A 24,366-nucleotide genomic window follows, 5' to 3' on the forward strand; every position below is an offset into this window, starting at 1 on the left:
CCGGCTCACAGCAGGACCGCGGCGACGGCGGTGTAGCCGACAAAGGAGACGGTGATCGCGCCGGCCAGCGACCCGATCCACGCGAGGACGGTCACGCCCATCTTGCGGGCGCTGACGCCGCCGCCAGCGCCGGCTGCGGCGTAGCCGCTCCCGATGATCGCGCTGACGATGATCTCGTTGAACGAGACCGGAATGCCGTAGAAGACGGCGGTCTGGGCGATGATAAACGAGGGAATGAGCGCGGCGATCGACCGCCGCGGACCCAGCGAGGAGTAGTCCTGTGAGATCGCCTTGATCATCCGGGGCGCGCCGGTCCACGAGCCCAACAGGAGACCGAACCCGCCACCGACCAACATTGCGAGCAGCGGCAGATCGAGTTCGCCCGACAGCGGGATCAGCGGGCCGATCGCCAGCCCGACCTGACTGCCGCCGGCCGAAAAGGCCACCAGTCCGCCGAGGACGAGCAGGAAGTGCCGCTCGCCCCGTTCGGTGCCGTTGCGCAGGTCCAATCCGATCGCGACCGCCCACAACGCCGCGATCACGGCCGTCGCGAGGGCGGTCCCGGCGATCGCCGGCCCGGGAAGCGAGACGCTCGAGGCCTGTGCGATCGATTGCCCGCCCGCATCCGCCGGACCGAGGATCGCGAACTCGATGTTGGCGACGATCGCGCCGACCACGGCGGCCAGCACGACGATGAGATACTCCTCGGGGACCACCTCGGCGCGCAGCGCTCGAGCGACCGCGTAGGCGATCGAGCCGCCGACGAACGGCGTGAGAACCCACAGGGTGGCGATCTCGGTATATTTGGCCCACGCCGGATCGCCGCCCATCGCGAGGCCGACACCGATGACCGCGCCCGTGACGGTAAACGCCGTCGCGATCGGGTACCCCGTGAAGATCCCGATCGCCACCAGGGCGGCCGCGATCAGCAGCGCCAGCGTCGCGGCCAGCGAGGAGAGAGTTACGCCGCCGATCAGTTCCGTCCCCACCGCCTCGGAGACGTTGGCACCCTGTAGGACCGCGCCACTGAAGCCGAGCAGTCCGACGAGAAAGCCCGCTCGCATCACCGAGATCGCGTTCGCACCGACCGCCGGGGCAAAAGGCGTCGAGCCGCTCGAGCCGGCACCGATCGCCCACGCCATAAAGAGGCTCGCGATCGCGGCGACGCCGAAGGTCCCGAGCGTGGCGATATCGACCATCTACCCGCTTCATATTAGCGGCCCCTACAAGTGTGTGCCGACCTGCAGCTGCCAGTGGCGGACGGTCGGTAACGTAACGGCGATCGGGCCCGCTCGAGTTACTGCAGTGGGGACGCCGTGAGAACCCGCCCGGTCTCCACGTTCATCTGTCGCCGCGTCGGAACCTCGCCTACGTTACTCGACTGGTTCGCAATCGGTCGCGACGTGTTCGAGAAAGAACCCCCTGTGTCTGTACAGGATCCATAGTCCGGTCAGCCAGAGCGTCGCGGCGGCCACGATACCCAGTAGTAGGTCGACATCGTCTTCGACGGTCCCTGCGTTGAGAACGCCGAAAAATCCCAATGTAATGTGCAAACTCCAACCGAGGAATCCCCCGGCGAGACCGATCGGTCGGCCAGTGAGAATCGTCCAGCCGATACCGATTGTACACACACCGACGACGATTGCTGGCCCGTTCTCCAGAGGGCTCACAATGCCTTGACTACCGATCCTCATTCCGTTGATGAGGACTAGCCATCCCAGTATTCCGACGCTGAGCGGTGCCCCATCGGCGGTCGGCTCGAGGAGCCATTTCGCGGTCGCGCGTCCGTCGCGCTCCATACGATATTTCTGTCAGTCCAACATATAATAACCTTATTTCGAGCGGATCGCTCCGGGACCGAGCGAGGCGGCGATCCGACGGGGCGTCTCAGTTCGTCGTCGACCGCGAGTTGTCGTCGGGTTCCGGCGGCGGCTCCGCGCCCTCGATGGCCTCGGCCGCGTCGGTGTCTTTCTCGACCTCGACGTGCCAGCGGTCGATCTCGTCCTCGTACTCGGCGAGCCGTTCGGAGACCGCCTCCTTGAGGTCGTCGTCGTTGACGTTGACCTCGAAGACGAACTGTTCGCCGTTGCCGCCGTTGCGCGTCGACTGCTGGACGTTGGCGCTGACGAGTTCGTTGTCGAAGTAGTACGGCGCGAGCTGGGTCATCACGTTCTGATAGACCGTGTCTTCGACCCGACGCAGGGCCTTGCGGCTCGCTGAGTCGGCCGCGCGCGCGACGTAATCGATCGACTCCTTCCAGTTGTCGACCGCGGCCCCGGCGTCGTCGTCCTCGAGGCTCTCGTAGGACTCCGAGAGCTTCTCGCCGGCGGTCTTGATGTCCTCGTCGGGTTCCTTGCCGGCCTTTTCGCCTTTGCCTTCCTCGACGCTGGCTTGGTCGGCGGTCTTTTCACTGACGTCGGAATCGAGGGTTTCGTGGGCTTTGGGTCGCCACTCGTCCCATTCCTCGAAGGCGCGCGCGAAGCGCGCGCCCCACTCCTGGTCGGGATCGTGGACGTCGACGTCACGGAGTGCGCGCGTGATTCGCTCCCCGTGTTCGACGATATCGCCCCAGTCACCGCGGACTTTGAACCCCGAGATGCTCTCTTCCATTCGGCTGGCCGAGTGGTAGCGTGCGGACAGGTATAAACTTCTCTGCCGTCGTCCGCTTGCGTCGGCCGTCGATGCGGACCGACGTTACCGCTGGCCGCCGGTCTGCTGGCCGCCGATCGGCTGCTGTCCCATCGGTCGGCCGCCCGTGTCCATCCGGCCGCCGGACTGGTTGGTACCCCGTGTCCCCATCGACTGGTGACCGCCCATCTCCTGGCCGCCGCTGACCAGCTCGAGCAGCGTCATACAGGAATCAATCGTCCGATCGATCGCTGAGATCGTCTCAGCGACGTGGGGATGTTGCTGGTACTGCTGGAGTTCCGGCAGGCCCTCCCGGGCGATCCGGATGAACGTGTCCGCGATCTCGGGGCCGAACATCGAGTCGCGGGCGATCAGCTTCTCGTTGAACGCGGCCAGTTCCGCGATGTCGCGACAGATCGCCGCACACGTCGCCAGCTGTGGCCCCTCCGAGGCACACATCTTCGCACACCAGTCGGCGACGTGAGACAGTTCGGTGAAGTCCTCGAGCGCGATCCGCAGTTCGTTGGTGAGGTGATCCTCGAACGATCGCTGGCCCTGCGTCCCCTGGCTTCCCATCCGCTGGCCGCCGCCCATCGACTGCTGACCACCCGTTTGTTGGCCGCCGCTGGTCGGCTGCTGGCCGCTCATTCGTTGCCTGCCCATCGGTTGTTGCCCGCCCGTCCCTTGCATTCCGCCTCGGCTCGTCGGTTGCTGTCCCGTCGGTCCCTGTCGCGGCTGCTGGTGGTGCTGGTTGCTCATTGGAGTTCCTCGCCCGTGATCGGGCACCGGAGGATACGCCGATCGACCGATTAAACCGGAGCCACCGTTACGACCGTTTCGGCCGGGCGAAGGCGGGGTTCGGCGGGCGTCGCGACCGCCTGAATTCCGGACGGTGTGTGGCTCACGACTCGGTAAAATCCTGTTAGCGGTCACAATTCGAGCTTTCCCGCGGCGCGATCGTCTCGACACGGTGTCGCGTCGCACGGTCGTCGCCGCTGATCGACACTGTGAACTACCCGGCGGGTGGCCATACGGGTATGCCGATCGAAGACCGGGACAACGCCTATCTCATCACTCACGCACTGGCCAAGGACACGCTGAGTCGGCTCCGCGACGTCGAAACCGAGCAGGTCAGCTTCCGGAAGGGACTGGTCAAACTCGGTCGGATCTGCGGCTACGAGATCATTGACGGCCGCATGGAGACCGAGTACGTCGAGATCGAGACGCCCTTAGAGCAGACGATGGGCGAGCGCGTTCGCGGCCTCGACGACGTCGTGATCATCAACGTCTTGCGCGCGGCGACGCCGTTCGTCGAGGGCCTGCTGAAGGCCTTCCCGCGGGCGCGACAGGGCGTCATCAGCGCGAGCCGAGACGAGGAAGCCGGCCGCTCCGAGGACGGCTCGTTCCCCATCACGGTCGACTACGTGAAACTCCCCGAGATCACCGAGGATGACACGGTCATCATCGCCGACCCGATGCTCGCGACCGGGAGTACGATGTGTACCGTTCTCGATCACGTCATCGAGAACGCGGTGGAACCCGAGAACTTGATCGTCCTCTCGGCGGTGTCGGCACCGGAAGGGCTGCTCCGGGTCGGCGAGGAGTTCGACGAAGCTGACCTGTTGACGGTGTCGATCGACGACCGACTCGACGACAACGGCTTCATCGTCCCCGGACTGGGCGACGCCGGTGACCGCGCGTTCCGCACGACCTGAGCGGCCGATCCGACATCTCGTACGGGTGGCGACGGACTTTTGCTGATCGCCTCGAATCGACTTCCTATGCGTTACAGCGTCGTCGACCCGGGCGACCTCGAGCGAGTCGATGAGCGACCCTGCGACCTCCGCCGGCTGAGCGACGCGGCCGGGATGGAAAACGTCGCGATCAACCGGTTCGACGCAGAGCCGGGCGAGCAGTTGCCGCTGGCCTACCACTCCCACGAGACCCAAGAGGAGGTGTTCGTCGTCCTCTCGGGAACGCTCCACGTCGAGACACCTGACGAGGAGTTTACGGTCCCGCAGGGGTCGCTGTTCGCGGTCGAACCCGGCGCGCCCCAGCGAGCGTACAATCCCGACGATGCCGACGATTCGGTCTCGGTGATCGCGGTCGGCGCTCCCGCGGTCGACGGCGACGCCGTCCCGTACGAGCCTGAGGAGTGATCGTCGCGCGAGTCTCCAACGGTTTCAAGCGGTTCTCGAGAATCCTTCTTCCCCGACTCGAGGGCCCCGTGACCTCGGCCCGTCCCGTATCCTTACCCTCCGGTCCCGCAGGTGTCGATTCCAAGCACTGCGTTCACCGGACACCGCTGGATGACCGCGGTTGCGAGGATGTCGCTCCCGGCGATGAACGCCAGCGTCCCGAGCGTTCGGTTCCGGTTTCGGTATCCGAGGACGAGGAGTGTCGCCGCGAGGACGAGCCGGTCGAATCCGCCGACGTTTCGTCTATGTCCGAATATAAGACCAACGAGTACGTAATAGTGGAGTCCCTAACAGGGCTCGGTCCCGTCTGTCTCGCCGACTTCGCCGTGCAGATCGTCCTCGTGGGACGCGACGCCGCCTCAAATTCAAGGACGTAAATATGACTTTTGGCAGCCGTCGAAGTATTCCATCACAGCACAGTAGTGCCTTCTGGTCGACGATGTACGGGATGAAATCTTCTGGTTCGTAATCGGTATCGACGTCATAATCGGGTTTCGCTCGTATTCGTCAACCTCTACCTGTGGGTGAAGAGGGGCCGCGGGTCGTCTGGACTCCATTCGAGGTCGGCTATCCCCCGGTGCCGCCTGTTATACGGCGAGCCTTGACGCCAGTTGTCAAGAGATTCCACAGCTGCTGTCGGTTGATCTTTCTCGAGTTTGGCAATCTCTAACAGGTGTTGGAATAAAAAATTATTTATCCTCCTATGACTTTGCGGCAAATTGATGCTTGGAAGACGAGATCTGTTAAAACGAGGAACTGGTGTAGTGACTGGAGCGGGCCTTCTAGGAGGTGGCCTTGTTGGTCAAGTCTCAGCACGCGGGTCTTGGCAACTCGTTCTAAAAGAAACTAGAGGTGTTGAACTGGAATATAAAGTTGATACGATGGGTGGACAAGGTAGCGCACTGAAGGAACCTGTTGACGTAGATGAGAGTGCTCATCAGATTAATCATACCGGAGAAATAATGGGTACCTTGAACGATAGTACACATGTCTGGGAACATGATGACGAAGCAGGTGTGATAGATTATATCGAACGCTCTTGTGTAGCACTTTGTTGATCTCACAGCGTAGCTTTGATAGCGTGTTTGAGCGCTTCTCTTCCCGGTTTCCGCAGTAGTTTTCGTCGAAGCTGGAACGCTCGGAGATACTGTGTGAGCTTATCTTTTGAGACGCCTCGATGAGGCGAGAGCCACGGTCGCAGCAGCGATCCGTGGCTCTCGCAGGTATTGACGTGGACATCTTCATCCGCGTATTCGCCGTCGCCGTGGACGACGTATTCGCGCTCGAATGCGTCGTCCTCGTTGAGTGGGTCGTAGACACGAAATCCGTCGGTGTAGACGGTCAGTGGCTCCTTCTCGCGGTTTGCGAGAAGGAGCCGAACCGTTGATTCGTCGGCGGATTTCGCGGGGATCACGTACCGATTGTCGGTGCCGCGATCGACGATCGTGAACACCGGCGGTTTGTCCTGATCGTACGATCCTCGTCCACGCGTGGACAGGCCACGCGAGCGCGACCGAGCGTCGCGCTCGCGGCCTTTCAGCCCTGCAGAAACGTAGACTTCGTCGATTTCAACGGGACCGACGAGGTCGATCGAAGGCGCGTCGAGCGCCTTCGTGAAGCGCTCGACGCGCTGGTAAATCGTTTTGTACTGAACGTCGATTTCTAGCTGAAGTTGGCGAAGACTCGTGTTAAACCGGAGAAACGCGTAAATCGAGAACAGCCACTTTCTGAGTGCAACCTTCGAATGGGCGAAAATCGTGCCGGTCTTGTCGTTGAATGTGCGGTCGCAATTCTTACAGAGATAGCGCTGAAAGTTCCCATAGCTGCCGTTCTTGACCGTTAGTGATTCGGGAAAGTTATTGAGTAGAAGTATCTCTTTAGTGTAGTGACTGGTCGAGAGAAGAAAATCGTGCGACACCTGAGTGAAGAAGATCTGGATCGTCTTCTCGGCGAGGCAGACGATCAGAAGGAATTCGAACGCCTCGTGTTCATCAAACGGCTGTACAAGGGTGCCACGCTGAAGGAAGCCGCCGACGACGTCGGGAAATCTGAGGGCACCGCCACGAACTGGGTTAACCGCTGGAACGAAGGAGGTCTCGGCAAACTCACTCCGAACTTCGGGGGCGGTCGGCCCCCGAAGCTCGACGAAGACCAACAAGACGAACTCATCGATCGACTACGTGAGGGACAACCGTGGAAAAAACAGGAGATTCAGCACCTTCTCGACGAGGAGTTCGACGTCGAATATCATCCACACTACCTCCCAACGTTCCTACACAATCTCGGCCTTTCCTACGCCATTCCTCGGACAAAACGGCCTGATCGACCCGACAACGCCGAAGAGATCCTCGACGAACGCGTTGAGTACGCGTTCGACGAGGATGCTCACGACCAGCCACATAATAAGCGCGAGAGTGACGACGATGACGACGAAGAGAAGTGGCGTACCGATGAGGATATCTGCACTGATGGCGGGACTGTGGTGGGATTTTTCGATGTCTCGCATCCACAACCATGGGACAACTCTCAGCGACTGTATACGGTCGATGAACCACATATCACTCGGCCGCTGGTGAAAATCGATACACCAGCGGCCGGGTTCTATGCGCTCAACGGAGAGAGCGTGCTGTCGTTCCCACCGAACCAGGAGAAAGAACAAATCTGTGGGTGTTTCGAGGAGATCCGCGAGCAGAATCCCGGCAAGCGGATTCTGCTCGTGTTGGATAACTTTTCGTCACACGTCTGCAAGCACACGCGCAAGCGTGCTCATGAACTCGGGATTGATCTGGTGTTCCTTCCGGTTGGTTCCCCGGACCTCAACCCAATCGAACCTGTCTGGAAGAGTCTCAAGTGGGAGTCTTCGCCGTTGATTGTTAACGGCGAAGACGAGTACCGGAGACTCCTTGACGAACTGTTCGACCAACTGACCGAGAAACTGAGTTTCGCTGCATCGTGGATTGACAATCACCTCAGTGGATTTCTCAATAAGATTTGCTAATCACTATCGGTCAGAACGGCAGCGAGGGCAAGTAACACCGTTACGCCAGCGAACCTGCTCCAACAGGTCCGCTGCGACCGATTCCGACCCAAACACATCTAGCGGAATCATGCCTAACGGACACCGCTGACGCGGTGTCCTTGCTCTCTTCGATTCGACAGCGACAGCTAAGCGGCGTCAACAATCTCCTACAGAAGAGCGATATCGAAATAGTCAGTGATGGATCTCCTCGATTCGTATTTGAACGTGAAGGAGGTACGTCCGGGAATTATCAGGACTACCATATTGAACATTATCAAAACTATATGGGAGGAAGTTCAAGCGGAGATGCAAGAATTTACGTAGTACCAACGGATAATATAAATGAAGCGAGCTATGGAGCAGGAGAACACTCTGCTGTACACTTTGATGGTCGAGCAGTAACCTACTTCCCGAATGATAGTTCATACGTCGGGGGTCCATTTAACGTAGAAGGTGTTATTTTGCTCTGTTGAACGCAAGACGGCGGCAGTATTGAAATTTTGATATCCAGGTAGATGGCGTTAGAACTCCTGTACTGATTGTTTTGAGATCTGGATGATGTGGGAGGAGTACAGTTCGTTGATTCTGCAACCATCAGAATTAGGTCACTTTGTGAGAACCCGTACGTGGATGACGGCGATGTCTCTGGCGGATACGTCCAGAGAAAGAGAGCAGGCGGCGAGCCCTAACTCGCCGCCTGCGATAGGTTATGCACGATACACTTGCGCGTGAGCTCTCGGAACTGGCCGTGCCAGCTCCGAGAGCGTAACTTCTCACCGTCATCCTTCAGCAGTGAGAACGCAGTCTCACTCAGTGTCCGCTGATGGTACAGATCTTCGTCCATCCGAGCGTTATGCGCTTTCTTCAGCGCATTGTGCTCCCTGTGTTTGATTAGCGGTCGTGTCGCGCCAGCGCGACACTCCTCTCTGAGATCTGACCACGAATAGTTCGCATCTGCAAGGAACTCTTGCAGGTCTTCGGCGTTGCGCCGATAGACCTGCAAGCCGATGTGTCCGTCCCACTTGCGCTTCGTCGTGAAATGAACGTCTTTGATCGCCAGTGACTCTGTATCGACCAAAATCGTTGTCTTCAGCTTGTGAAACGAGAAGCCAGCACGATTCCGGTAATGATAGCTGGTTTGATCTCGCTGGAAGCCACTGGCGTCGATTGCTGCTGTTCCCGACCAGCCAGCCTGCTCCGCACTGCGGCGGAGCAGGCTGCGGAGTTCACGCATGTCGACCTGTTGCTCCCATCGACAGAGCGTGGTGTGATCCGGCGATTTGTCGATGTTAAGCTCTTCACGGATGGCTCTGGAGTCATTGAACCATGCTTCAGTCTCTCGGAAATCTTTGTCGAGTTCCGCATGCAAGAGGATAAACGCGATCTGAGTCCACTCGGCGAACCCGCTGGCGCCGTCCGGCGCAGCGGGTTCGTCAGGGTTATCCACGTGCTGTTTGGCAAGATTCTTACACTGCCGTATGATCGGCCGTTTCGACCTCATATCGCAAGACGGCGTCCAATTCCCCACAAGCCTCACGGAAATCAGCCGAGAACAAGGCTGAAACTGGTGCTATTCGACGCTGCAACAGAGCATGTTATTTCCAAAGCAACTATGTATCCCAAAGGAGACAGACTACGTATTGAACAAGCAACAGGTCATGCATAACCGTAGCTGATTGCTGGATTCATCAATCATAATATTCATACCATTCGAATCTTTAGTTTATGTGCCACGCTGGATCCGCGCCATCGCTCTAATGTTACGATCAGCACGCCCTTAATTCAGACCGACACCTACGACAACATCGTCTATGACCGCTGGTACACGGTCGAAGCGGGCGTCTTCAGCGTCCCCGTGACCGTCAGCGTTCGGTACATCTACATCTTCATTCTCTTCGGTGCCTTCCTCGAGATGAGCGGTGCCGGCAAGTGGTTCATCGACCTCGCGTACTCGCTGACCGGCACCAGAAAGGGCGGGCCGGCGAAAGCGAGCGTCGTCTCGAGCGGCTTCATGGGGATGCTCAGTGGCTCGTCGATCGCCAACACGGTGACGACGGGCGCGTTCACGATCCCGCTGATGAAGCGGTCGGGCTACTCGCCCTCGTTCTCCGGCGCGGTGGAAGCCTCGGCGTCGTCGGGCGGGCAGGTCCTCCCGCCGGTGATGGGCGCGGCCGCGTTCCTCATCGTCGAGTTCACCGGGACGGCGTATTCGGACGTGATCGTGGCGGCGACCCTGCCCGCGATCGCTTTCTTCTTCGGGATGTGGGTCATGGTTCACTTCGAAGCGGTTCGTAGCGGGATCGGCGGCATCACACGTGCTGAGCTTCCGAACGGCCTCGAGAACTTCCGTACCGGGTGGTTCTACCTGGTCCCGCTCGTCCTCCTGATTCACTTTCTGGTCATCGCTCGCCTGTCGATCAATCGAGCCGGTTGGTACACGATCATCGCTATCGTCGCGTTGATCGCCGTCGTGGCCGCCTACGACGAACGTAGTCGCGGCCCACTGCTCGGATCGATCGCCGCGATTACGCTCGCCCACGCCGCGGCGTTCGCGACCTACGGCGTCGGGCTCGGGACCGCGATTCAGGTCCTGCTCGGCCTCGAGTCGGCGGCCGATCCGTACGCGCTCGGTGCTGCGGCGACCGCTGCCGCGTCGGATCTCGGGACGATCGCGATCCTCGTCAGCGTCGGTTTCCTGCTCGTTCGGCCGCGGTCGGACGCACCGCTGCTCGAACTCGATAGTGCGGTCGACGACGCCGCCCGCCGGAGCGCGGAATCCATCGGCCGTCCGTCGATCGCCGGGAACGCCGGCTACCGCTTCGGCACGTTCGTCGTGAAATCGATGGATTCGGGCGCGCGGACCGCAACGACGGTCGTCATCGCCGTCGCAGCGGCGGGCGTCGTCCCCGGCGTGATCAGCGTCTCCGGGCTCGGCCCGAACCTCGCCGCGCTCATCGAGGCCGTCAGCGGTGGGTCGATCCTGATCCTGCTCGCCCTGACGGGCGTCGCGGCGATCATCTTCGGAATGGGGATGCCGACGACCGCGATGTACATCATCCTGGTCGCGATGCTCGGCGGACCGATGGAGGACCTCGGCGTTTGGGTCGTTGCCGCCCACCTCTTTATCCTCTACTTCGGGCTGATGGCGGACGTCACGCCACCCGTCGCAGTCGCCGCGTTCGCCGGTGCAGGCGTCGCGAAAGCCGACGAACTCAAAACCGCGGTCACTGCGTTCCTCCTCTCGCTGAACAAAATCCTCGTCCCGTTCGCGTTCGTCTTCTCGCCGGGTATCCTGCTCGTCAGAGAGACCGGTGGTGAATGGGGGCTCGTCGGCTGGGCCGATATCTCGGACCTCGGCTTCTTCCTCCCCGAGGTCGTCGTTCCCGTCCTCGGAATGTTCCTCGGCGTGTACGCGCTCGGCGTCACGATCATCGGCTGTCAGTACTCCCCGGTCGACTCCGGTCGCCGGACGTTGTACGCGGCCGCGTCGATCTTCCTGATGGTCCCCGAGGTGCCGCTCCTCGTCCTCGAGGCCGTCCTCTCGCTGGCCGGACTGTCCGTCGGCCTCACCGGCCTCCTCGTCACGCTTCCGCTCCGGGCGCTCGGACTGGCGATTCTCGTCTCCCTTTCCTACCGCAACTCCGCCCGTGCGTCCGGTGCCGAGTTGGGGGCCGCCACACCGACGCCGAACGACGCGTAATCTGACCGGCGACCCATTACAATTTTAACACAACCGGTCCAAGGGTCGTTCGTGACTGCTCGAGAGTCGGATCGCTCGCTCGTTCCCACCGACATGGCCCCACCGGACCGCGTGTTTCGACTCGCGTTCGGCGGCTACGTTGGCGTTCTCGTCGCGGGGCTTGTGACGGTACTGGTCGTGTTGGTCCGTCCGGAGACGACTTCGAACGGCGTGGCGGGAACGTACGCCGCTGGACTGGGCGGCGGCTGTCTCGTCGGTGTCGTCCTCGCGAGTCGAATCCGTGGGCTGGCCGTCCGGCTCGGCCGAACGTGGGGTCGACGGGCCGCGCTCGTTCTGTTGCCTGTCCCATTCGGTATCGCGGCTGGCGCGTCGCTGTTGACACCCCTCGAGTCACGCGTCCTGCTGGTCGCGCTCGCGTCGTCGATCGCCGTCGCCATCGTGGGCATGATCCTGCGGTGGCTGGTTGCGACTCGCTACACGGACGCGATCACGACCGGTGACCCCATCGGTACGTGGGAGTGGACCCCGCCGGGCGCCCCGAAGCTGGACGCCCTCGTCCTCGCGCTCTGGAGCGTGCTCGCCGTGAGCAACGCAGTTACCGAGGACTGGGCGGGGTCGCTCGTCTGGATTGGACTCGCGGCGCTGTGGCTCTGCAGCGGGCTTGCCGAGGGCCGCTGGCAGGTCGGTTCGTTCGGCGCTACGCCCGAAATACGGGTCTACGAGAACGGCCTCGTCAAACGGCGACCGTACACCCGATCGTTCGTCCCGTGGGACGAGGTGTCTCACGTCCGGCTCCGCGAGGACGAACTCGTCCTCGACCGGGGCCTCTTCGACGTGCGCTTCGACCGCGACGAACTCCCGGAACTCGAGGCAGTCCGAGCCGAGATCGAGGGACGGCTCCCGAACGGCGCGACGGGGTGATTTCAGTCGAGGTCGGCCCGGCCGCTCGTCGCGCTCCGGATTCGGTCCCGGACGGCGTCGCCTTCGGGGAGGGGGACGCGAACGGCAAAACGGACCTCGGCCTCGTATTCGGCGTCGAACTCGTGGCCCTCGCTCTCCAGGATCGAGCGGACGGTCCCCGAGTCGTCGTAATCGACGGTGATCTCGAGGCGTTCGTGGGGGCGTTCCTCGACGACGCCGGCCCGGTCGAGGGCGTCTTTCACCGCCCGCGAGTAGGCCCGGACGAGGCCGCCGACGCCGAGGTTGGTGCCGCCGTAATACCGCGTCACGACGACCGCACAGTTCTCGATCTCCCGCTGGGTGAGGACGTTCAGCGCCGGCTTGCCGGCCGAACCGGAGGGTTCGCCGTCGTCGCTCGAGTACTCCCGGAGGAACTCGCCGTCGTCGCCGGCCCGGACCCGGTAGGCGGGCACGTTGTGGGTCGCGTCGGCGTACTCCTCGCGGACGGTCTCGACGAACGCCTCGGCCGCTGAGACGGAGTCGACGGGACGGACGTGGCCGAGAAACTCCGATCCCTGGACAACGAACTCGGCGGTGGCCGACGCCGCGACGGTCCGGTAGGTGTCGCTCACGGGCGTTCCCTCCGCGATCGAGGCCGGACGCATGTCATATTTGCCGCTACAACGGTCGGCGAAAAGAGCCCGTCGGTTGGCGCTCGTGGGGACCGCCTCGACCGGCTCGCAAGCGTTTGCCCGGTGTCACGCGCCGGCGGTTCGTCGCTTCTCACGGGGTATGTCGCTGGCTCCCATACGCTATTATTCCCTCATGCCCAATGTGGACACATGGACGGCGATGCAATCCATTCCGACCTCGCAGATGAGATCCACAGCGTCTGCCGAACGACGGTCGGCGACGAACTCCGCAGTATCACCTACTTCACCGAGGACGACGTCGAACAGTTGTATCTCCGGTCGGACTTGGAGCAGACGGCCGACCTGATCGGCTTCGCCGAACACGAACGGCTCGGGTTCCACTCGCAGTCGGCCTACCGGAACACCCAACTCGGCGAGTACGAGGCGACGATTCGAATGTTCGAGAACGGGTTCCTCTCGCGAGTCATCCGGGGGCCCCACGGCGTCTGGGTGACGACCGACGACATGTCGATCGAGCGCTTCGAGGAACTAACGAGCGCGCTCGCGTCGGTGTTAGACGAGTACGCCGACAGCGTCGACGCGCCGACCCCCGACGGGACCGACGCCGCCTGACCCGTTACTGGAGTTCGATCTTCCGGACGAACTCGAGATCGCGGATCTCGGTGATCACCTCGCCCGGCAGGTCGCCGTCGGCGATCAGGTAGAGCTTCGGCTCGTCGGTGAACTCGGGGTCCTCGCTGATCGTCTGTCGGATCGAGATGCCGTTGTCCGCGAGCGTTCCCGTGACCTCGGCGACGATCCCCTCCTGTTCGGCGTTCTGGACCGCGACCGACAGGACGGTCAGATCCAACACCGGGGCGAGATCCATCAGGCTCGGTACCTGCGAGATGTTCTGGAAGATACGCCGCAGTTCGGGATCCTCGAGGATGACGTCGGTCGTCGAGTCGACGACCCGCCGATCGACGCCGATCTCGCGGGCGATGCCGGTGTTCGGGATCTCGATCCCGCCGGAGACGACCCGGCCGTCGTCGTTGACCGAAAAGCCCCGCTCGAGCAACAACCTGATGACCGCCTGCTGGCTCGGTGATCCCTCGAACTTCTCCATGATCTCGTCGAACATTCGTTGTCGTCCCTACGGCCGGGGTGGTATAATGTCCGGTGATTGACCTCGTTCGACGACGGCGTCCCCGATACCCGTCTGACGTGTGCTTTTGTACGCCCCGTCCGATACCGTCCGTATGCGCCAACTCCGGACCTGCGACTTCTGTGAGGGCGACGCCACCGGGACCTTCGAGATCGTCCCGCCCGAACTCGAGCCGACCGAAGCCGAACAGCGACGGGTCGTTCTCTGTCCCGACTGTCGGGAGCGACTCGAGGGGCTGCTCGAACCGTTGCTCGCCCGGGCCCGCGACGGCGCGGCTGCCGATGGGACGGACACCGATGCGGCCGGCGACGATCGATCCGACGGGGGCAGTTCGGCCGCGACGGTTCCGACGGCTGCCGACGCGGCAAAAGCCGATTCAGGCCCCGATAGTGGCTCCAACGACGCCGCCACCGCGACGGTCGACGCCGATGCCGCCGACGCGTCGCTCGAGGACGGGATCACGTTCGAACGCGACGAACGCGGTGTCGCCACCGAGTCGGCCGACGAGACGGCGACCGATTCCGCCAGCGACGACGGCTCCGGCGCGGCCGACGCCGCCGATAGCGAGCCCGACCGAGACGACGATCGGGACGGGACCGCGACCGGCCGACCGGCGGCCTACGCCAAGGTCGTTCGGCTCCTGCGCAACCGCGAGTTTCCCATGGACCGACGCGCCGTCGAGGAACTGGCCGCCGGGGCCTACGACCTCGAGCCCTGCGAGGCCGAGGCGATCGTCGATTACGCGATCGAAGACGGGGAGTTCGTCGAGAAAGGGGAGACGCTTCGGCGACCGTGACTAGAGCGTCCCTTTCGTACTGGGTGTCCCCTCCCGGCGCTCGTCGATTCGGGTCGCGTCGTCGAGCGTCCGCGCCAGCGCCTTGAACAGCGCCTCGACCTCGTGGTGGGCGTTCTCGCCGTCGACCTCGAGATGGAGTGTCAGGCCGCCGTTCATCGCCAGCGACTCCCCGAAGTGACGGGCCATGTCGCTCGTGAACCCGCCGATCGACGCCTGGGAGAACGTCCCCTCGAAGTAAAACCGCGGGCGACCGCTGACGTCGACGACGGCCCCCGCGACCGCTTCGTCCAGCGGGACGCGTCGGTCGGCGTATCGAACGATGCCCGATCGATCGCCAAGCGCCGCGTCGAATGCCTCGCCGAGGACGATCGCGACGTCCTCGACCGTGTGGTGGTCGTCGATCTCGAGGTCGCCGTCGCAGTCGACCTCGAGGTCGAACAGGCCGTGTTTCGCGAACGACGTCAGCATGTGATCGAAGAAGCCGATGCCGGTGTCGACCGCGGCCGTCCCGCTCCCGTCGATCTCGAGAGTACACTCGATCGACGTCTCGGCCGTCTCGCGCGTGACCGTTGCCGTTCGCTCGCTCATGTCGAACCCATGCCGCCCCCGATACAAGGCGGTTCCGCTCGTCGGTACTCACATCGTACCGCCTCCCGAATCGGCCGCCGAATTCGGCAACTCAGTTCTGTCCCCCCGATAGCGGAGGAGATGCTATAATAAAACGTCTAACGGAATTTCAGCCGCCATAAAAAAGTCATTCACTCGCCACGTACGGGCTGAAACGGACCGAAACGACGCCAACTGTCGACCCGTTATATGACGTTTGCAGTGAATCTCACAGTCGAGACGAGGTGCCCCGATCCGATGTCAAACCCCTCCCCACTGTCGAACGAATCGATCGCTCCGTCGAACCCCGAGACGGAGCGTGACCGCGGCCGACTCCGCCGGTCGGTCAAACGCCCCGCACAGTTCCTGTCGTTCTGGGGCGCTATCGCGTTGCCTTTCGTCCATCTGCCGCTTCTCATGCAGGGACTGGGCGATCCCCACGTGACGCTGGCCTTCCTCGCCCTGCTCGCGATCAACGTCCTCGCACTCTACCTCGGTCACGGCTACAACCAGTAACGCTGCATCGCCGACGCGGTTTCGCTCCCGGTTCGACCGGTCGGTCGCCGCCCGCCGTCCGAACCGGTCCGTCGTTCTCCCGCGACTGGCCGCCACTACCGATCCGCGACGCTACTCGGTGGCGTCGACCGCCGCCTGTGCTTCCTCGAGCGTGAACTGTCCCTCGTAGAGCGCGCTCCCGACGACGACGGCCGCTGCGCCGGCGTCCGCGAGGTCGCGGACGTCCTCGAGGGTCGCGACGCCGCCGCTGGCGATCACGGGGATGTCCGTCGCCGCGACCAGTTCGCGGACCGGTTCGGTCGCGGCCCCCTCGAGTCGTCCCTCGACGTCGACGTTGGTAAACAGGATCCCGGCGGCCCCGAGGTCCTCGTACCGCTTGGCCGCCTCAACGGGGCTGATCCCCGCGCCCTCGGTCCAGCCCTCGACGACGACCTCGCCGTCCTTCGCGTCGAGGCTGACGACGACGCTCTCTGGGTGGCGCTCGCTGATCTCGCCGACGATCTCGGGGGTCTCGACCGCCGCGGTCCCGAGGATCACCCGGTCGACGCCCCGCTCGAGCAGGTCGACGGCGTCGTCGACGGTCCGAATTCCCCCGCCCAGTTGCGTGGGGACGTCGACGGCGTCGATCACCGCGTCGATGGCGTCGGCGTTCCCCCGTTCGCCCTCGAACGCCCCGTCGAGATCGACCAGGTGAAGCGACTCCGCGCCGGCGTCGAGCCACCGCTGAGCGGCCTCGACCGGCTCGCCGTAGCTCTTTTCCGTGCCGCGTTCTCCCTGGACGAGTTGGACGACTTCGCCGTCCTGTACGTCGACCGCCGGGATCACCTCGAACGTCCCGCGTACGTCGTTGCCATCAGTACCCATACTCGAGTGCGCGAGGCCGGCGCGAGTAAAGGCGACGGTTTCGTCGACTGCCGTCGCCGCGTCGTGGGCGTCGTCGCGGTGGTCACAATCGACGTCTTAGCGCCCATGACCCTCGATGAGAGCGTCGAGTGGGAGATCAGCTTCCGGCTGGCCGATGCGATCCCGCGTGGGATCGGACTCGAGGAGGCCGGTAGCGGGGCATTGGCTGGTCGTCCAGCCGACGGGGTTTCTATCGACTCGGCGTCGTCTACCTGATTCCGACCCCGGCAGCTACCGGTTCGGTACCGTCGGCCGGATCGGTGTACCTTCCAGCTGCTTCCGTCCGTCGAGACGGTGTTTGCGATCGCGTCATTCCGGGACGTTCGATGCAGATTCCCCAAAGTGCTTTCACACGTTGTCCTGAAATGACGGTATGTGATGCGATCCCGTATGGCTCGAGTTCGAAACCGACCCGCGACTGCGCTGAAGGGGCTGACCGAGCGATGAAGCCACGCTATATCGACGCGATCATCGATCTCGCCTACGGCGGTCTGATTTTCGTGTCGGTCGTTTTGATCGTCGTCGAGGGAACACGAGTCGGGTTAGCGCTCGGGTTAGGCGTCCTCGTCTCGTACGCACTCCACGTCATCTGGAAGATGGCACGCTTCGATCCGGAGTGGATGACGACGGAGATGGAAGAGACGGTCGAAGAGGCCGTCGAACAGACGATCGGCGAGCAAGTCGATACGGTCCAGCAACGGATCGAAACCGTCGACGAACGCATCGACCGTCGGCCACGCGAGGACGAAATCGAGAACCTCCTCGAGGAGACGGTCGCCGACGAACCGGCGAGCGGAGAGGACGAGACCGGGGACGCCGCTCGGTAGCCCCTCGCCGCCGATGCGTTTCGCCGATCGAAACCCGCGTCCGACGGCCGTCGATCCTCTCTGCGTACGAGACGGCACAACGAATATCCGAATCGACGTGATAGCTTTCCCTCAGCATGGTGTCCGCGTTGCTCCTCGTCGGGATCCTCGTGGCCGTTTTCGTGGGATACAACGTCGGCGGTGCGACGACCGGACCGGCGTTCGGCCCGGCCGTCGGTGCCGATGCGATCTCGAAGACCGCGGCCGGCGTGTTGATGACGGTGTTTTTCTTCATCGGTGCGTGGACGATCGGTCGCCGCGTCGTCGATACCCTCGGCCGTGAACTCGTCCAGGATCCCGGCGTCTTCACGCTCGAGGCGAGTATCGGCGTCCTCTTCTTTATCGGCGCTGCGTTGTTCGTCGGGAACTTCTTCGGCGTCCCCGCTTCGACGTCGATGACGGCCGTCGGCTCGATCGCGGGACTCGGGCTCGCCGCCGGCGAACTCAACGTCGCGGTCATGGGCGAGATCGCTATCTGGTGGGTCGTCTCGCCGTTTATCGGGTTCTGGGTCTCGCTAATCATCGGCCGCTACTTCTACTCGTCGCTCAACCGACGGCTTGCGATGGTGCGCAGTGAGGGCCCCCTCTACCGGATCGATCGCTCCCGTCGGGTTCCGGTTCCGGTCCCGACCGAGACCACGAATCGGCGCGAACTGGGCGGCATCGCGATGGTGATCGTCATCGGCTGTCTGATGGCTTTCTCCTCCGGGACCTCGAACATCGCGAACGCGGTCGCCCCGCTCGTCGGCAGCGGCGAACTCGCGATGAACCCCGCGATCGTCATCGGCTGTGCCGCGGTCGGGATCGGCACGGTCACGATCGCGCGGCGCACCCTCGAGACGATGGGGAACGATCTCACGGAACTGCCGCTGACGGCGGCGATCGTCACCGCGACGGTAAGTGCCTCGCTCGTCATCTTTCTCTCCGCGATCGGCATTCCCGCGAGTTTCGTCATCATCGCGACGATGTGTATCATCGGGCTCGGCTGGGGACGGGCGACGCGCCCGATAACCGTGGCCGATGCCGTCCGGGGCGAGGAGTCGGTCCCGATCTCCGTCGACGCCTTGACCGCCGATGAGGAGGGTGAAACGCTGCCGCCGATCGGCGACGAGGACCCGGAACGGATCCCACGTGCGTCCGATCTCTTCGATCCGGCGACGACGGCCCGCGTGGTCCTCATGCAGAACATCGTCCCGGTCATCGCGACGGCCGGCGCGTATGCCACGTTTCGGTTCGTTCCGATCTTCGGGCTCTGACTCCGTTCTCACAGTTCGAGACGTTGGATCCGTGGGGGACCGCTGCCCCCGTATCGCGCTCGGCAGCACCCCAGCCCCTTCGCTGGCCCCGTTCGATCTCCGCTCCGATCCGCGGTGTCGTCCCTGCGTGTTTATTCCTCCGGGTGTGGAACGGGACGTATGGTCTCACGCGTCTTGGTCCCGATGGAGGACTCGGAAATGAGCGACCACGCCCTCGAGTACGCCCTCGAGGTCTTCCCGGACGCCGAGATAACCGTCGTACACGTCGTTGGCGAACCGTCACAGATGTGGGGGCACGCGACGGGGCTCGCGCTCGCCGACGATCTCGAGGAAGCCGCGGAGGAACACGCGAGTGAGGTGTTCGATCGCGCACGCGACATCGTCGCGAACGCCGACGGCGACGCGGAACTCGAGACCGCGATCGAATTCGGCCATCCAGCGCGTGCGATCATCAACCGGGCTGGCGACTACGAGACGGTCGTCATCGGGACGCACAGCGGATCCGTCGCGGATCGTATCTTCGTTGGTAACGTCGCCGAGAAGGTCTTCCGGAGTTCCCCGGTTCCGGTCGTCGTCGTCCGGTAAGCCGCGGGCCGACGGGTCGGCGACCCGCCGGTCGGCACGGCGATCGATCACGACCCGCTCGCCGCCTTCCGCGACTCGCTCGAGCGCGCGGTTCCGTGGCGTGGTCCACCGTCGTGACTGCGGCAAACGCGCGTCGATACCATCGGCTGCGAACTTCTCCCCGGACGACACGAGCGGATGACCGGCGCTACGAATAGGCGTATTTTTAATATCCGATCCCTTGAATTCCGAGCGTGAACGCGGAACCGCTGCTTATCGTCGGGCTTCTCACTGCGATCTTCGTCGGCTACAACATCGGCGGCTCGACGACCGGCCCCGCGTTCGGGCCGGCCGTCGGTGCCAACGTAATCACGAAGGTGATGGCCGCCGGCCTGATGTCGATTTTTTTCTTCGTCGGGGCCTACACCATCGGTCCGCAGGTCGTTACGACGCTCGGTGAAGAACTCGTTACCGACACCTCAATCTTCACGCTGCGCTCGAACGTCGCCGTCCTCTTCTTTATCGGCGGCGCGCTGTTCGTCGGCAACTACGCCGGCGTCCCCGCCTCGACGTCGATGACCGCGGTCGGTGCTATCGCCGCGCTGGGGATGGCGACCGGTGAACTCAACTGGAACGAACTCGGCGAAATCGCCGTTTGGTGGATCGTCGCGCCGATCATCGGGTTCTGGGTGGCCGGCGTGGTCGGACGATACTTCTATCCGCAGATCAACGCCTGGATCGCCATCGAATCCAAAGACGAGGGCCGACCGATGGTCTCGATCGACCGGTCGGGGCTCGTCCCGCGGCTCCAGTTCGGCGTCGATGCCGACCGCCGGGAAATCACCGGCGCACTGACTGTCGTCGCCATCGGGTGTCTGATGGGCTTTGCATCCGGGACGAGCAACATCGCCAACGCGATCGCGCCGATCTACGGCACCGGCGACGTCGACATGGTGCCGCTGATCCTGATCGGCTGTGCGGCGGTCGCGGTCGGCTGTTTCACGATCGCTCGCCGGACCCTCGACACGCTCGGGAGCGACATCACGAACCTCCCGCTGACCGCGGCGATCGTCGTCGCGGTCATCAGTTCGGGGATCGTCGTCAGCCTCTCGTGGATCGGGATCCCCGCGAGCTTCGTCGTCATCGCGACGATGAGTATCGTCGGGCTGGGCTGGGGGCGAGCCACCCGGACGACGACGCTGTCCGATGCCGCCCGCGGCGAGGAAACCCGCGTCTCCGTCGGCGCGCTGACCGCGGAAGCGGAGGGCGAACGCTCCCCCGAAATCGGCGAGGAAGACGTCGAGGACATCCCGAAGGCGTCGGATCTATTCGATCCCTCGACGACCGCCCGCGTGATCCTGATGCAAAACGTCGTCCCGGCCATCTCGACGATCGGGGCCTACTTCACCTTCCGGTTCGTCCCGATCTTCGGGTTTTGACCGCCCGCGGGTCCCGGACGATTCGTCGCGTCCCGTCTCATTGGCCTCTCCGTCTTGACCGGATTGTTCGACACGTTCGTTCCGTTGTCCCGCTGTGGTCGGACCGTATGCGATCCGGAGCCGTCGCTGACGGCGACCAACAACGATTCACGTCCGTACAGCGGCGGATTTCGGATTCGGCAAATACCACCACCATTTGACGGGTTCTTTCCGACATTTCTTTTTCTTCTCGTCCCTATCCACCGATTCTATAACGAACACGGGGATTCTTTCCTTCGAATTAGTCGATTCTGACTCATAGACAATTTAGGACTGAACAGCAAGCTATACCAGTGCGGGACCCGAACCGAAGACTGATGCCCACGGTAGAATACCTCAACTACGAAGTACTGGACGACCACGGCTGGGACATGGACGACGAGGACCTCTTCGACGAGGCCGCAGACGCCGGCCTCGACGACGAGGACTACGGCTCGCTCGACGTCGCCGAGGGCGAATACATCCTCGAGGCGGCCGAGGCCCAGGGCTACGACTGGCCGTTCTCGTGTCGCGCAGGTGCCTGTGCGAACTGTGCGGCGATCGTCAAGGAGGGCGAGATCGACATGGACATGCAGCAGATCCTCTCCGACGAGGAAGTCGAAGAGAAGAACGTCCGCCTGACCTGCATCGGCTCGCCCGAGACCGACGAGGTCAAGATCGTCTACAACGCCAAGCACCTTGACTACCTGCAGAACCGCGTCATTTAAAATTTGAGCGGGCCACATCGTGGCCACAACAACGTTTTTTCGAACCGACAAGTGCCGCCCAACCCGCGGGTAGTCTCGACTCTTTCCGTCTCTACCGTGTCTCCGGCGACGACAGGAACTGCCGGCAGCCGTTCTCAGTCAGGTACGGCCGAGATTCCCCCCGAGAGTATCCCCAGCTTCGGCGAATTCCACGATTCCATCACCGAGTTACCGCTTCGACGGCGACCGCTACGGTATCGGTAGTCTCTCCCACTGTTTCCCACGTCGAACGTAACGGGGTGACTTCGATACGTGCCTACGCGAACGTCGCGTTCATTCGATGGCGATAACACCGTCAACGGTCACTGCTGCCCCTCCGAGGAGTTCACAGACGCCCACCGTCGTACGTGCGGGGCATGTCGTCCCGAAGAACTGCTCGTACGTGTCGTTGATCTCCTCGTACGCATCCATGTCTGTGAGATACACCGTTAATTGAAGAACGTCTGCCGGATCTTTGCCATACCGATCCAGTTCCGCTTCGAGCGTTTGGAGACAGATTTCTAGCTGCCGTGACGGCGGTTCCCTCCGAGCGACCTCACCGTCCCGTTCTGGGAGCAACCCCTCGAGAAAGACGAGATCGGAACTCCCGGTTTTCTTCCCGAACGCACCGACGAATTCTGCTCCGTCCCGTTGCTTCCGACTACTTTCACTGACTCGATCGAGACGAGACTCGCCTCTCTGCTGATTCTCCATACGCCAGTTTAGAAAACGCTCAACTAAAAGCATTCGGCTGATTCCAACACACTGGCCCTGTCTCCGCTATATCGGTCTCTTGCCACTAGTATGGGTTTCTACCGGAAGCATTAATTGAGCTACTGCTCAATCAGCTAGCGATGGCACGAGCGACGGAGCGACTCCAACGATATCTCGAGGACGAACTCGGGGAGTGTCGCAACGAAGATGTCGAAGAACGGCTCGACGAACTCAGCACGCTCGAGGCAGCGATCGGGCCGGAACAGGTCAACACCGAACTTGACGTTCTTTCCGCACTGGCCAACGAGACGCGCTATACGCTCGTTCGCGTTCTCGTCGCCGCAGAGGCAGAACTCTGTGTCTGTGAACTCCACGCGGTCGTCGACGTTACCGAGAGCGGGCTCAGCCACGCGCTCTCGGGGCTGGTCGAGGCCGGCCTCGTCGAGGGCCGCAAGGACGGCCGCTGGAAGAAGTACCGGGCGACCAACCGCGCCGTAGCGCTCGTGACCGTCCTCGAGGGGAGCGTTGATGAGTAGCGCGTCACACGACCACGGACCGAACTGCGACTGTGAGGGCTGTGGGGATCCGCGGTCGATGGATTTCCTCGACAAGTATCTCACCGTGTGGATCTTCGCGGCGATGATCGTCGGCGTCGGCCTGGGGCAGGTCGCGCCGTCGGTGACCGAGCCGATTCGAGACCTGCACCTCGTGGAGATCGGCCTCATCGCGATGATGTACCCGCCCCTGGCGAAGGCCGACTACTCGCGGCTCCCGACGGTCTTCAGCAACTGGCGGGTGCTGGGCCTGAGCCTCGTCCAGAACTGGCTCATCGGGCCGACGCTGATGTTCGGACTGGCGGTCTTCTTCTTCAGCGGGCTCGTGCCCGGCCTGCCCGCCCGCCCGGAGTACTTCCTCGGGCTCGTCTTCATCGGGATGGCCCGGTGTATCGCGATGGTGCTGGTCTGGAACGAACTCGCAGAGGGCTCGACCGAGTACGTGACCGGCCTCGTGGCCTTTAACAGCCTCTTCCAGATCGTCACCTACGGGGTGTACGTCTGGTTCTTCGCGCTCGTCCTCCCGCCGCTGCTCGGCATGGAGGCGCTCGCGGCCGAGATCACGACGTTCAACGTCTCGCCCGAACAGGTGTTCTGGGCGATCGCCGTTTTCCTCGGGATCCCCTTCGCCGGGGGCATCCTCACCCGATACGTCGGGACCCGAACCAAAGGTGAGGAGTGGTACGACGACGAGTTCGTCCCCAAGATCGACCCGCTCACGCTGGTCGCCCTGCTCTTTACCATCGTCGTGATGTTCGCCACGCAGGGCGAGAACATCGTCGCCGCGCCCGCGGACGTGTTGCTGATCGCCGTCCCGCTGACGATCTACTTCGTCGTCATGTTCCTCGTCAGCTTCGGGATGGGCCGGGGGATCGGCGCGGACTACTCGACGACGACCGCGATCGGCTTTACCGCGGCCTCGAACAACTTCGAACTCGCCATCGCCGTCGCCGTCGCCGTCTTCGGCGTCGGCTCCGGCGTCGCTTTCGCCACCGTTGTCGGCCCGCTCATCGAGGTCCCCGTCCTGCTCGCGCTGGTCAACGTCGCGCTGTACTTCCAGCGCCGGTTCGACTGGGGCGAGCGCGATACCGGGAGCCTCGAGCCGACGACGCGAGAGACACCGACCGACGACTGATCACGAGAACA

The 24,366-nt window shown here is 62.9% G+C and carries 27 protein-coding genes and 3 pseudogenes; 17 read left to right on the forward strand and 13 right to left on the reverse strand.

Annotated elements, in window-relative coordinates:
• Window positions 1-5 precede the first annotated feature (5 nt).
• From NATPE_RS00170 to NATPE_RS00185, 4 genes are all read right to left on the reverse strand, one after another.
• On the reverse strand, window positions 6-1,199 hold the full coding sequence (locus tag NATPE_RS00170) for an inorganic phosphate transporter (protein WP_006183134.1): 1,194 nt from the start codon (window positions 1,197-1,199) through the stop codon (window positions 6-8).
• A gap of 174 nt (window positions 1,200-1,373) precedes the next feature.
• Window positions 1,374-1,799: a hypothetical protein gene (locus NATPE_RS00175; protein ID WP_006183135.1), complete on the reverse strand. Its 426-nt coding sequence runs from the start codon at window positions 1,797-1,799 to the stop codon at window positions 1,374-1,376.
• An 88-nt stretch (window positions 1,800-1,887) separates the two neighbouring features.
• Window positions 1,888-2,610, reverse strand: a complete 723-nt coding sequence (locus tag NATPE_RS00180; protein ID WP_006183136.1) for a DUF5828 family protein — start codon at window positions 2,608-2,610, stop codon at window positions 1,888-1,890.
• A gap of 84 nt (window positions 2,611-2,694) precedes the next feature.
• Window positions 2,695-3,204, reverse strand: a complete 510-nt coding sequence (locus NATPE_RS00185) for a hypothetical protein (RefSeq protein ID WP_006183137.1) — start codon at window positions 3,202-3,204, stop codon at window positions 2,695-2,697.
• Window positions 3,205-3,665: 461 nt separating this feature from the next.
• Here NATPE_RS00185 and upp point away from each other — a divergent pair, with 461 nt between their 5' ends.
• Window positions 3,666-4,343 carry a uracil phosphoribosyltransferase gene (gene upp / locus NATPE_RS00190; protein ID WP_006183138.1) on the forward strand — a complete coding sequence of 226 codons (678 nt, stop codon included), beginning with the start codon at window positions 3,666-3,668 and terminating at the stop codon, window positions 4,341-4,343.
• 66 nt (window positions 4,344-4,409) lie between these two features.
• Entirely contained in the window at window positions 4,410-4,787 is a 378-nt protein-coding gene (locus NATPE_RS00195) for a cupin domain-containing protein (RefSeq protein WP_006183139.1), read from the forward strand.
• Window positions 4,788-4,879: 92 nt separating this feature from the next.
• Here NATPE_RS00195 and NATPE_RS20895 read toward each other — a convergent pair whose 3' ends face one another.
• Entirely contained in the window at window positions 4,880-5,083 is a 204-nt protein-coding gene (locus NATPE_RS20895) for a YgaP family membrane protein (protein ID WP_081597646.1), read from the reverse strand.
• Between the two features lie 507 nt (window positions 5,084-5,590).
• Between NATPE_RS20895 and NATPE_RS22025 the strand changes: the two genes are divergently transcribed.
• Window positions 5,591-5,884, forward strand: a complete 294-nt coding sequence (locus NATPE_RS22025; RefSeq protein ID WP_152422619.1) for a hypothetical protein — start codon at window positions 5,591-5,593, stop codon at window positions 5,882-5,884.
• 2 nt (window positions 5,885-5,886) lie between these two features.
• On the opposite strand, the pseudogene NATPE_RS00205 reads toward NATPE_RS22025, so the two are convergent.
• Window positions 5,887-6,666 (reverse strand): annotated as a pseudogene (locus NATPE_RS00205) (IS1595-like element ISNpe21 family transposase); the annotation flags it as partial.
• A gap of 45 nt (window positions 6,667-6,711) precedes the next feature.
• On the opposite strand from NATPE_RS00205, the gene NATPE_RS00210 reads away from it, so the two are divergent.
• Window positions 6,712-7,824: an IS630-like element ISNpe13 family transposase gene (locus tag NATPE_RS00210; RefSeq protein WP_015298696.1), complete on the forward strand. Its 1,113-nt coding sequence runs from the start codon at window positions 6,712-6,714 to the stop codon at window positions 7,822-7,824.
• Window positions 7,825-7,830: 6 nt separating this feature from the next.
• Here the strand turns inward: NATPE_RS00210 and NATPE_RS20900 are convergent.
• Both NATPE_RS20900 and NATPE_RS00215 read right to left on the reverse strand, forming a co-directional pair.
• A pseudogene (locus NATPE_RS20900) lies at window positions 7,831-7,935 on the reverse strand (transposase); the annotation flags it as partial.
• Window positions 7,936-8,530: 595 nt separating this feature from the next.
• Window positions 8,531-9,346 carry an IS5-like element ISNpe14 family transposase gene (locus tag NATPE_RS00215; protein ID WP_015298633.1) on the reverse strand — a complete coding sequence of 272 codons (816 nt, stop codon included), beginning with the start codon at window positions 9,344-9,346 and terminating at the stop codon, window positions 8,531-8,533.
• A gap of 288 nt (window positions 9,347-9,634) precedes the next feature.
• Here NATPE_RS00215 and NATPE_RS00220 point away from each other — a divergent pair.
• Both NATPE_RS00220 and NATPE_RS00225 read left to right on the forward strand, forming a co-directional pair.
• Window positions 9,635-11,545 (forward strand): annotated as a pseudogene (locus NATPE_RS00220) (TRAP transporter permease); the annotation flags it as partial.
• Between the two features lie 93 nt (window positions 11,546-11,638).
• Window positions 11,639-12,466, forward strand: coding sequence for a hypothetical protein (locus NATPE_RS00225; RefSeq protein WP_006183146.1), 828 nt, complete (start codon window positions 11,639-11,641; stop codon window positions 12,464-12,466).
• Between the two features lie 2 nt (window positions 12,467-12,468).
• Here NATPE_RS00225 and NATPE_RS00230 read toward each other — a convergent pair whose 3' ends face one another.
• Window positions 12,469-13,077 (reverse strand): IMPACT family protein, encoded by a 609-nt coding sequence (locus tag NATPE_RS00230; protein ID WP_006183147.1) that lies wholly within the window; start codon window positions 13,075-13,077, stop codon window positions 12,469-12,471.
• 210 nt (window positions 13,078-13,287) lie between these two features.
• Between NATPE_RS00230 and NATPE_RS00235 the strand changes: the two genes are divergently transcribed.
• On the forward strand, window positions 13,288-13,710 hold the full coding sequence (locus NATPE_RS00235; RefSeq protein ID WP_006183148.1) for a DUF7522 family protein: 423 nt from the start codon (window positions 13,288-13,290) through the stop codon (window positions 13,708-13,710).
• Window positions 13,711-13,714: 4 nt separating this feature from the next.
• On the opposite strand, the gene NATPE_RS00240 is transcribed toward NATPE_RS00235, so the two are convergent.
• On the reverse strand, window positions 13,715-14,218 hold the full coding sequence (locus NATPE_RS00240) for a hypothetical protein (protein WP_006183149.1): 504 nt from the start codon (window positions 14,216-14,218) through the stop codon (window positions 13,715-13,717).
• 118 nt (window positions 14,219-14,336) lie between these two features.
• Between NATPE_RS00240 and NATPE_RS00245 the strand changes: the two genes are divergently transcribed.
• Complete coding sequence (locus tag NATPE_RS00245) at window positions 14,337-15,038, forward strand: hypothetical protein (RefSeq protein WP_006183151.1); 702 nt, start codon at window positions 14,337-14,339, stop codon at window positions 15,036-15,038.
• Here NATPE_RS00245 and hisB read toward each other — a convergent pair whose 3' ends face one another.
• A complete protein-coding gene (gene hisB / locus NATPE_RS00250) occupies window positions 15,039-15,626 on the reverse strand; it encodes an imidazoleglycerol-phosphate dehydratase HisB (protein ID WP_006183152.1) in 588 nt (195 codons plus the stop codon). It lies immediately after the preceding gene.
• A 276-nt stretch (window positions 15,627-15,902) separates the two neighbouring features.
• Between hisB and NATPE_RS00255 the strand changes: the two genes are divergently transcribed.
• Window positions 15,903-16,160, forward strand: a complete 258-nt coding sequence (locus tag NATPE_RS00255; protein ID WP_006183153.1) for a hypothetical protein — start codon at window positions 15,903-15,905, stop codon at window positions 16,158-16,160.
• A gap of 111 nt (window positions 16,161-16,271) precedes the next feature.
• Here NATPE_RS00255 and hisA read toward each other — a convergent pair whose 3' ends face one another.
• Entirely contained in the window at window positions 16,272-17,024 is a 753-nt protein-coding gene (gene hisA / locus NATPE_RS00260; protein WP_006183154.1) for a 1-(5-phosphoribosyl)-5-[(5-phosphoribosylamino)methylideneamino]imidazole-4-carboxamide isomerase, read from the reverse strand.
• Window positions 17,025-17,129: 105 nt separating this feature from the next.
• On the opposite strand from hisA, the gene NATPE_RS22915 reads away from it, so the two are divergent.
• The 6 genes from NATPE_RS22915 (at window position 17,130) to fer (ending at window position 21,934) form a co-directional block, all read left to right on the forward strand.
• Window positions 17,130-17,279, forward strand: a complete 150-nt coding sequence (locus tag NATPE_RS22915; protein ID WP_241432781.1) for a hypothetical protein — start codon at window positions 17,130-17,132, stop codon at window positions 17,277-17,279.
• Between the two features lie 227 nt (window positions 17,280-17,506).
• Entirely contained in the window at window positions 17,507-17,890 is a 384-nt protein-coding gene (locus tag NATPE_RS00270) for a hypothetical protein (protein ID WP_006183156.1), read from the forward strand.
• 116 nt (window positions 17,891-18,006) lie between these two features.
• Window positions 18,007-19,185, forward strand: a complete 1,179-nt coding sequence (locus NATPE_RS00275) for an inorganic phosphate transporter (protein ID WP_006183157.1) — start codon at window positions 18,007-18,009, stop codon at window positions 19,183-19,185.
• A gap of 159 nt (window positions 19,186-19,344) precedes the next feature.
• Window positions 19,345-19,770: a universal stress protein gene (locus NATPE_RS00280; RefSeq protein ID WP_006183158.1), complete on the forward strand. Its 426-nt coding sequence runs from the start codon at window positions 19,345-19,347 to the stop codon at window positions 19,768-19,770.
• 233 nt (window positions 19,771-20,003) lie between these two features.
• Complete coding sequence (locus tag NATPE_RS00285) at window positions 20,004-21,188, forward strand: inorganic phosphate transporter (protein ID WP_006183159.1); 1,185 nt, start codon at window positions 20,004-20,006, stop codon at window positions 21,186-21,188.
• Between the two features lie 356 nt (window positions 21,189-21,544).
• Window positions 21,545-21,934, forward strand: a complete 390-nt coding sequence (gene fer / locus NATPE_RS00290) for a ferredoxin Fer (protein ID WP_006183160.1) — start codon at window positions 21,545-21,547, stop codon at window positions 21,932-21,934.
• 312 nt (window positions 21,935-22,246) lie between these two features.
• Here fer and NATPE_RS00295 read toward each other — a convergent pair whose 3' ends face one another.
• On the reverse strand, window positions 22,247-22,666 hold the full coding sequence (locus NATPE_RS00295; RefSeq protein WP_006183161.1) for a RidA family protein: 420 nt from the start codon (window positions 22,664-22,666) through the stop codon (window positions 22,247-22,249).
• Window positions 22,667-22,806: 140 nt separating this feature from the next.
• Between NATPE_RS00295 and NATPE_RS00300 the strand changes: the two genes are divergently transcribed.
• Complete coding sequence (locus tag NATPE_RS00300) at window positions 22,807-23,202, forward strand: ArsR/SmtB family transcription factor (protein ID WP_006183162.1); 396 nt, start codon at window positions 22,807-22,809, stop codon at window positions 23,200-23,202.
• On the forward strand, window positions 23,195-24,355 hold the full coding sequence (gene arsB / locus NATPE_RS00305) for an ACR3 family arsenite efflux transporter (protein WP_006183163.1): 1,161 nt from the start codon (window positions 23,195-23,197) through the stop codon (window positions 24,353-24,355). The genes NATPE_RS00300 and arsB overlap by 8 nt, the downstream gene beginning before the upstream one ends.
• Window positions 24,356-24,366 lie beyond the last annotated feature (11 nt).

This window comes from Natrinema pellirubrum DSM 15624, assembly GCF_000230735.2.
Lineage (GTDB): Archaea > Halobacteriota > Halobacteria > Halobacteriales > Natrialbaceae > Natrinema > Natrinema pellirubrum.

Bases quoted from the DNA above. Each gene is read 5' to 3' on its own strand.
- NATPE_RS00280 (WP_006183158.1), top strand. From the start codon at position 19,345: ATGGTCTCACGCGTCTTGGTCCCGATGGAGGACTCGGAAATGAGCGAC.
- hisB (WP_006183152.1), bottom strand. From the start codon at position 15,626: ATGAGCGAGCGAACGGCAACGGTCACGCGCGAGACGGCCGAGACGTCG.
- hisA (WP_006183154.1), bottom strand. From the start codon at position 17,024: ATGGGTACTGATGGCAACGACGTACGCGGGACGTTCGAGGTGATCCCG.
- NATPE_RS00225 (WP_006183146.1), top strand. From the start codon at position 11,639: ATGGCCCCACCGGACCGCGTGTTTCGACTCGCGTTCGGCGGCTACGTT.
- NATPE_RS00180 (WP_006183136.1), bottom strand. From the start codon at position 2,610: ATGGAAGAGAGCATCTCGGGGTTCAAAGTCCGCGGTGACTGGGGCGAT.
- NATPE_RS00235 (WP_006183148.1), top strand. From the start codon at position 13,288: ATGGACGGCGATGCAATCCATTCCGACCTCGCAGATGAGATCCACAGC.
- NATPE_RS00275 (WP_006183157.1), top strand. From the start codon at position 18,007: ATGGTGTCCGCGTTGCTCCTCGTCGGGATCCTCGTGGCCGTTTTCGTG.
- upp (WP_006183138.1), top strand. From the start codon at position 3,666: ATGCCGATCGAAGACCGGGACAACGCCTATCTCATCACTCACGCACTG.
- fer (WP_006183160.1), top strand. From the start codon at position 21,545: ATGCCCACGGTAGAATACCTCAACTACGAAGTACTGGACGACCACGGC.
- arsB (WP_006183163.1), top strand. From the start codon at position 23,195: ATGAGTAGCGCGTCACACGACCACGGACCGAACTGCGACTGTGAGGGC.
- NATPE_RS00245 (WP_006183151.1), top strand. From the start codon at position 14,337: ATGCGCCAACTCCGGACCTGCGACTTCTGTGAGGGCGACGCCACCGGG.
- NATPE_RS00185 (WP_006183137.1), bottom strand. From the start codon at position 3,204: ATGGGAAGCCAGGGGACGCAGGGCCAGCGATCGTTCGAGGATCACCTC.
- NATPE_RS00240 (WP_006183149.1), bottom strand. From the start codon at position 14,218: ATGTTCGACGAGATCATGGAGAAGTTCGAGGGATCACCGAGCCAGCAG.
- NATPE_RS00255 (WP_006183153.1), top strand. From the start codon at position 15,903: ATGTCAAACCCCTCCCCACTGTCGAACGAATCGATCGCTCCGTCGAAC.
- NATPE_RS00215 (WP_015298633.1), bottom strand. From the start codon at position 9,346: ATGAGGTCGAAACGGCCGATCATACGGCAGTGTAAGAATCTTGCCAAA.
- NATPE_RS00170 (WP_006183134.1), bottom strand. From the start codon at position 1,199: ATGGTCGATATCGCCACGCTCGGGACCTTCGGCGTCGCCGCGATCGCG.
- NATPE_RS00195 (WP_006183139.1), top strand. From the start codon at position 4,410: ATGCGTTACAGCGTCGTCGACCCGGGCGACCTCGAGCGAGTCGATGAG.
- NATPE_RS00295 (WP_006183161.1), bottom strand. From the start codon at position 22,666: ATGGAGAATCAGCAGAGAGGCGAGTCTCGTCTCGATCGAGTCAGTGAA.
- NATPE_RS22915 (WP_241432781.1), top strand. From the start codon at position 17,130: ATGACCCTCGATGAGAGCGTCGAGTGGGAGATCAGCTTCCGGCTGGCC.
- NATPE_RS00175 (WP_006183135.1), bottom strand. From the start codon at position 1,799: ATGGAGCGCGACGGACGCGCGACCGCGAAATGGCTCCTCGAGCCGACC.
- NATPE_RS00300 (WP_006183162.1), top strand. From the start codon at position 22,807: ATGGCACGAGCGACGGAGCGACTCCAACGATATCTCGAGGACGAACTC.
- NATPE_RS00270 (WP_006183156.1), top strand. From the start codon at position 17,507: ATGAAGCCACGCTATATCGACGCGATCATCGATCTCGCCTACGGCGGT.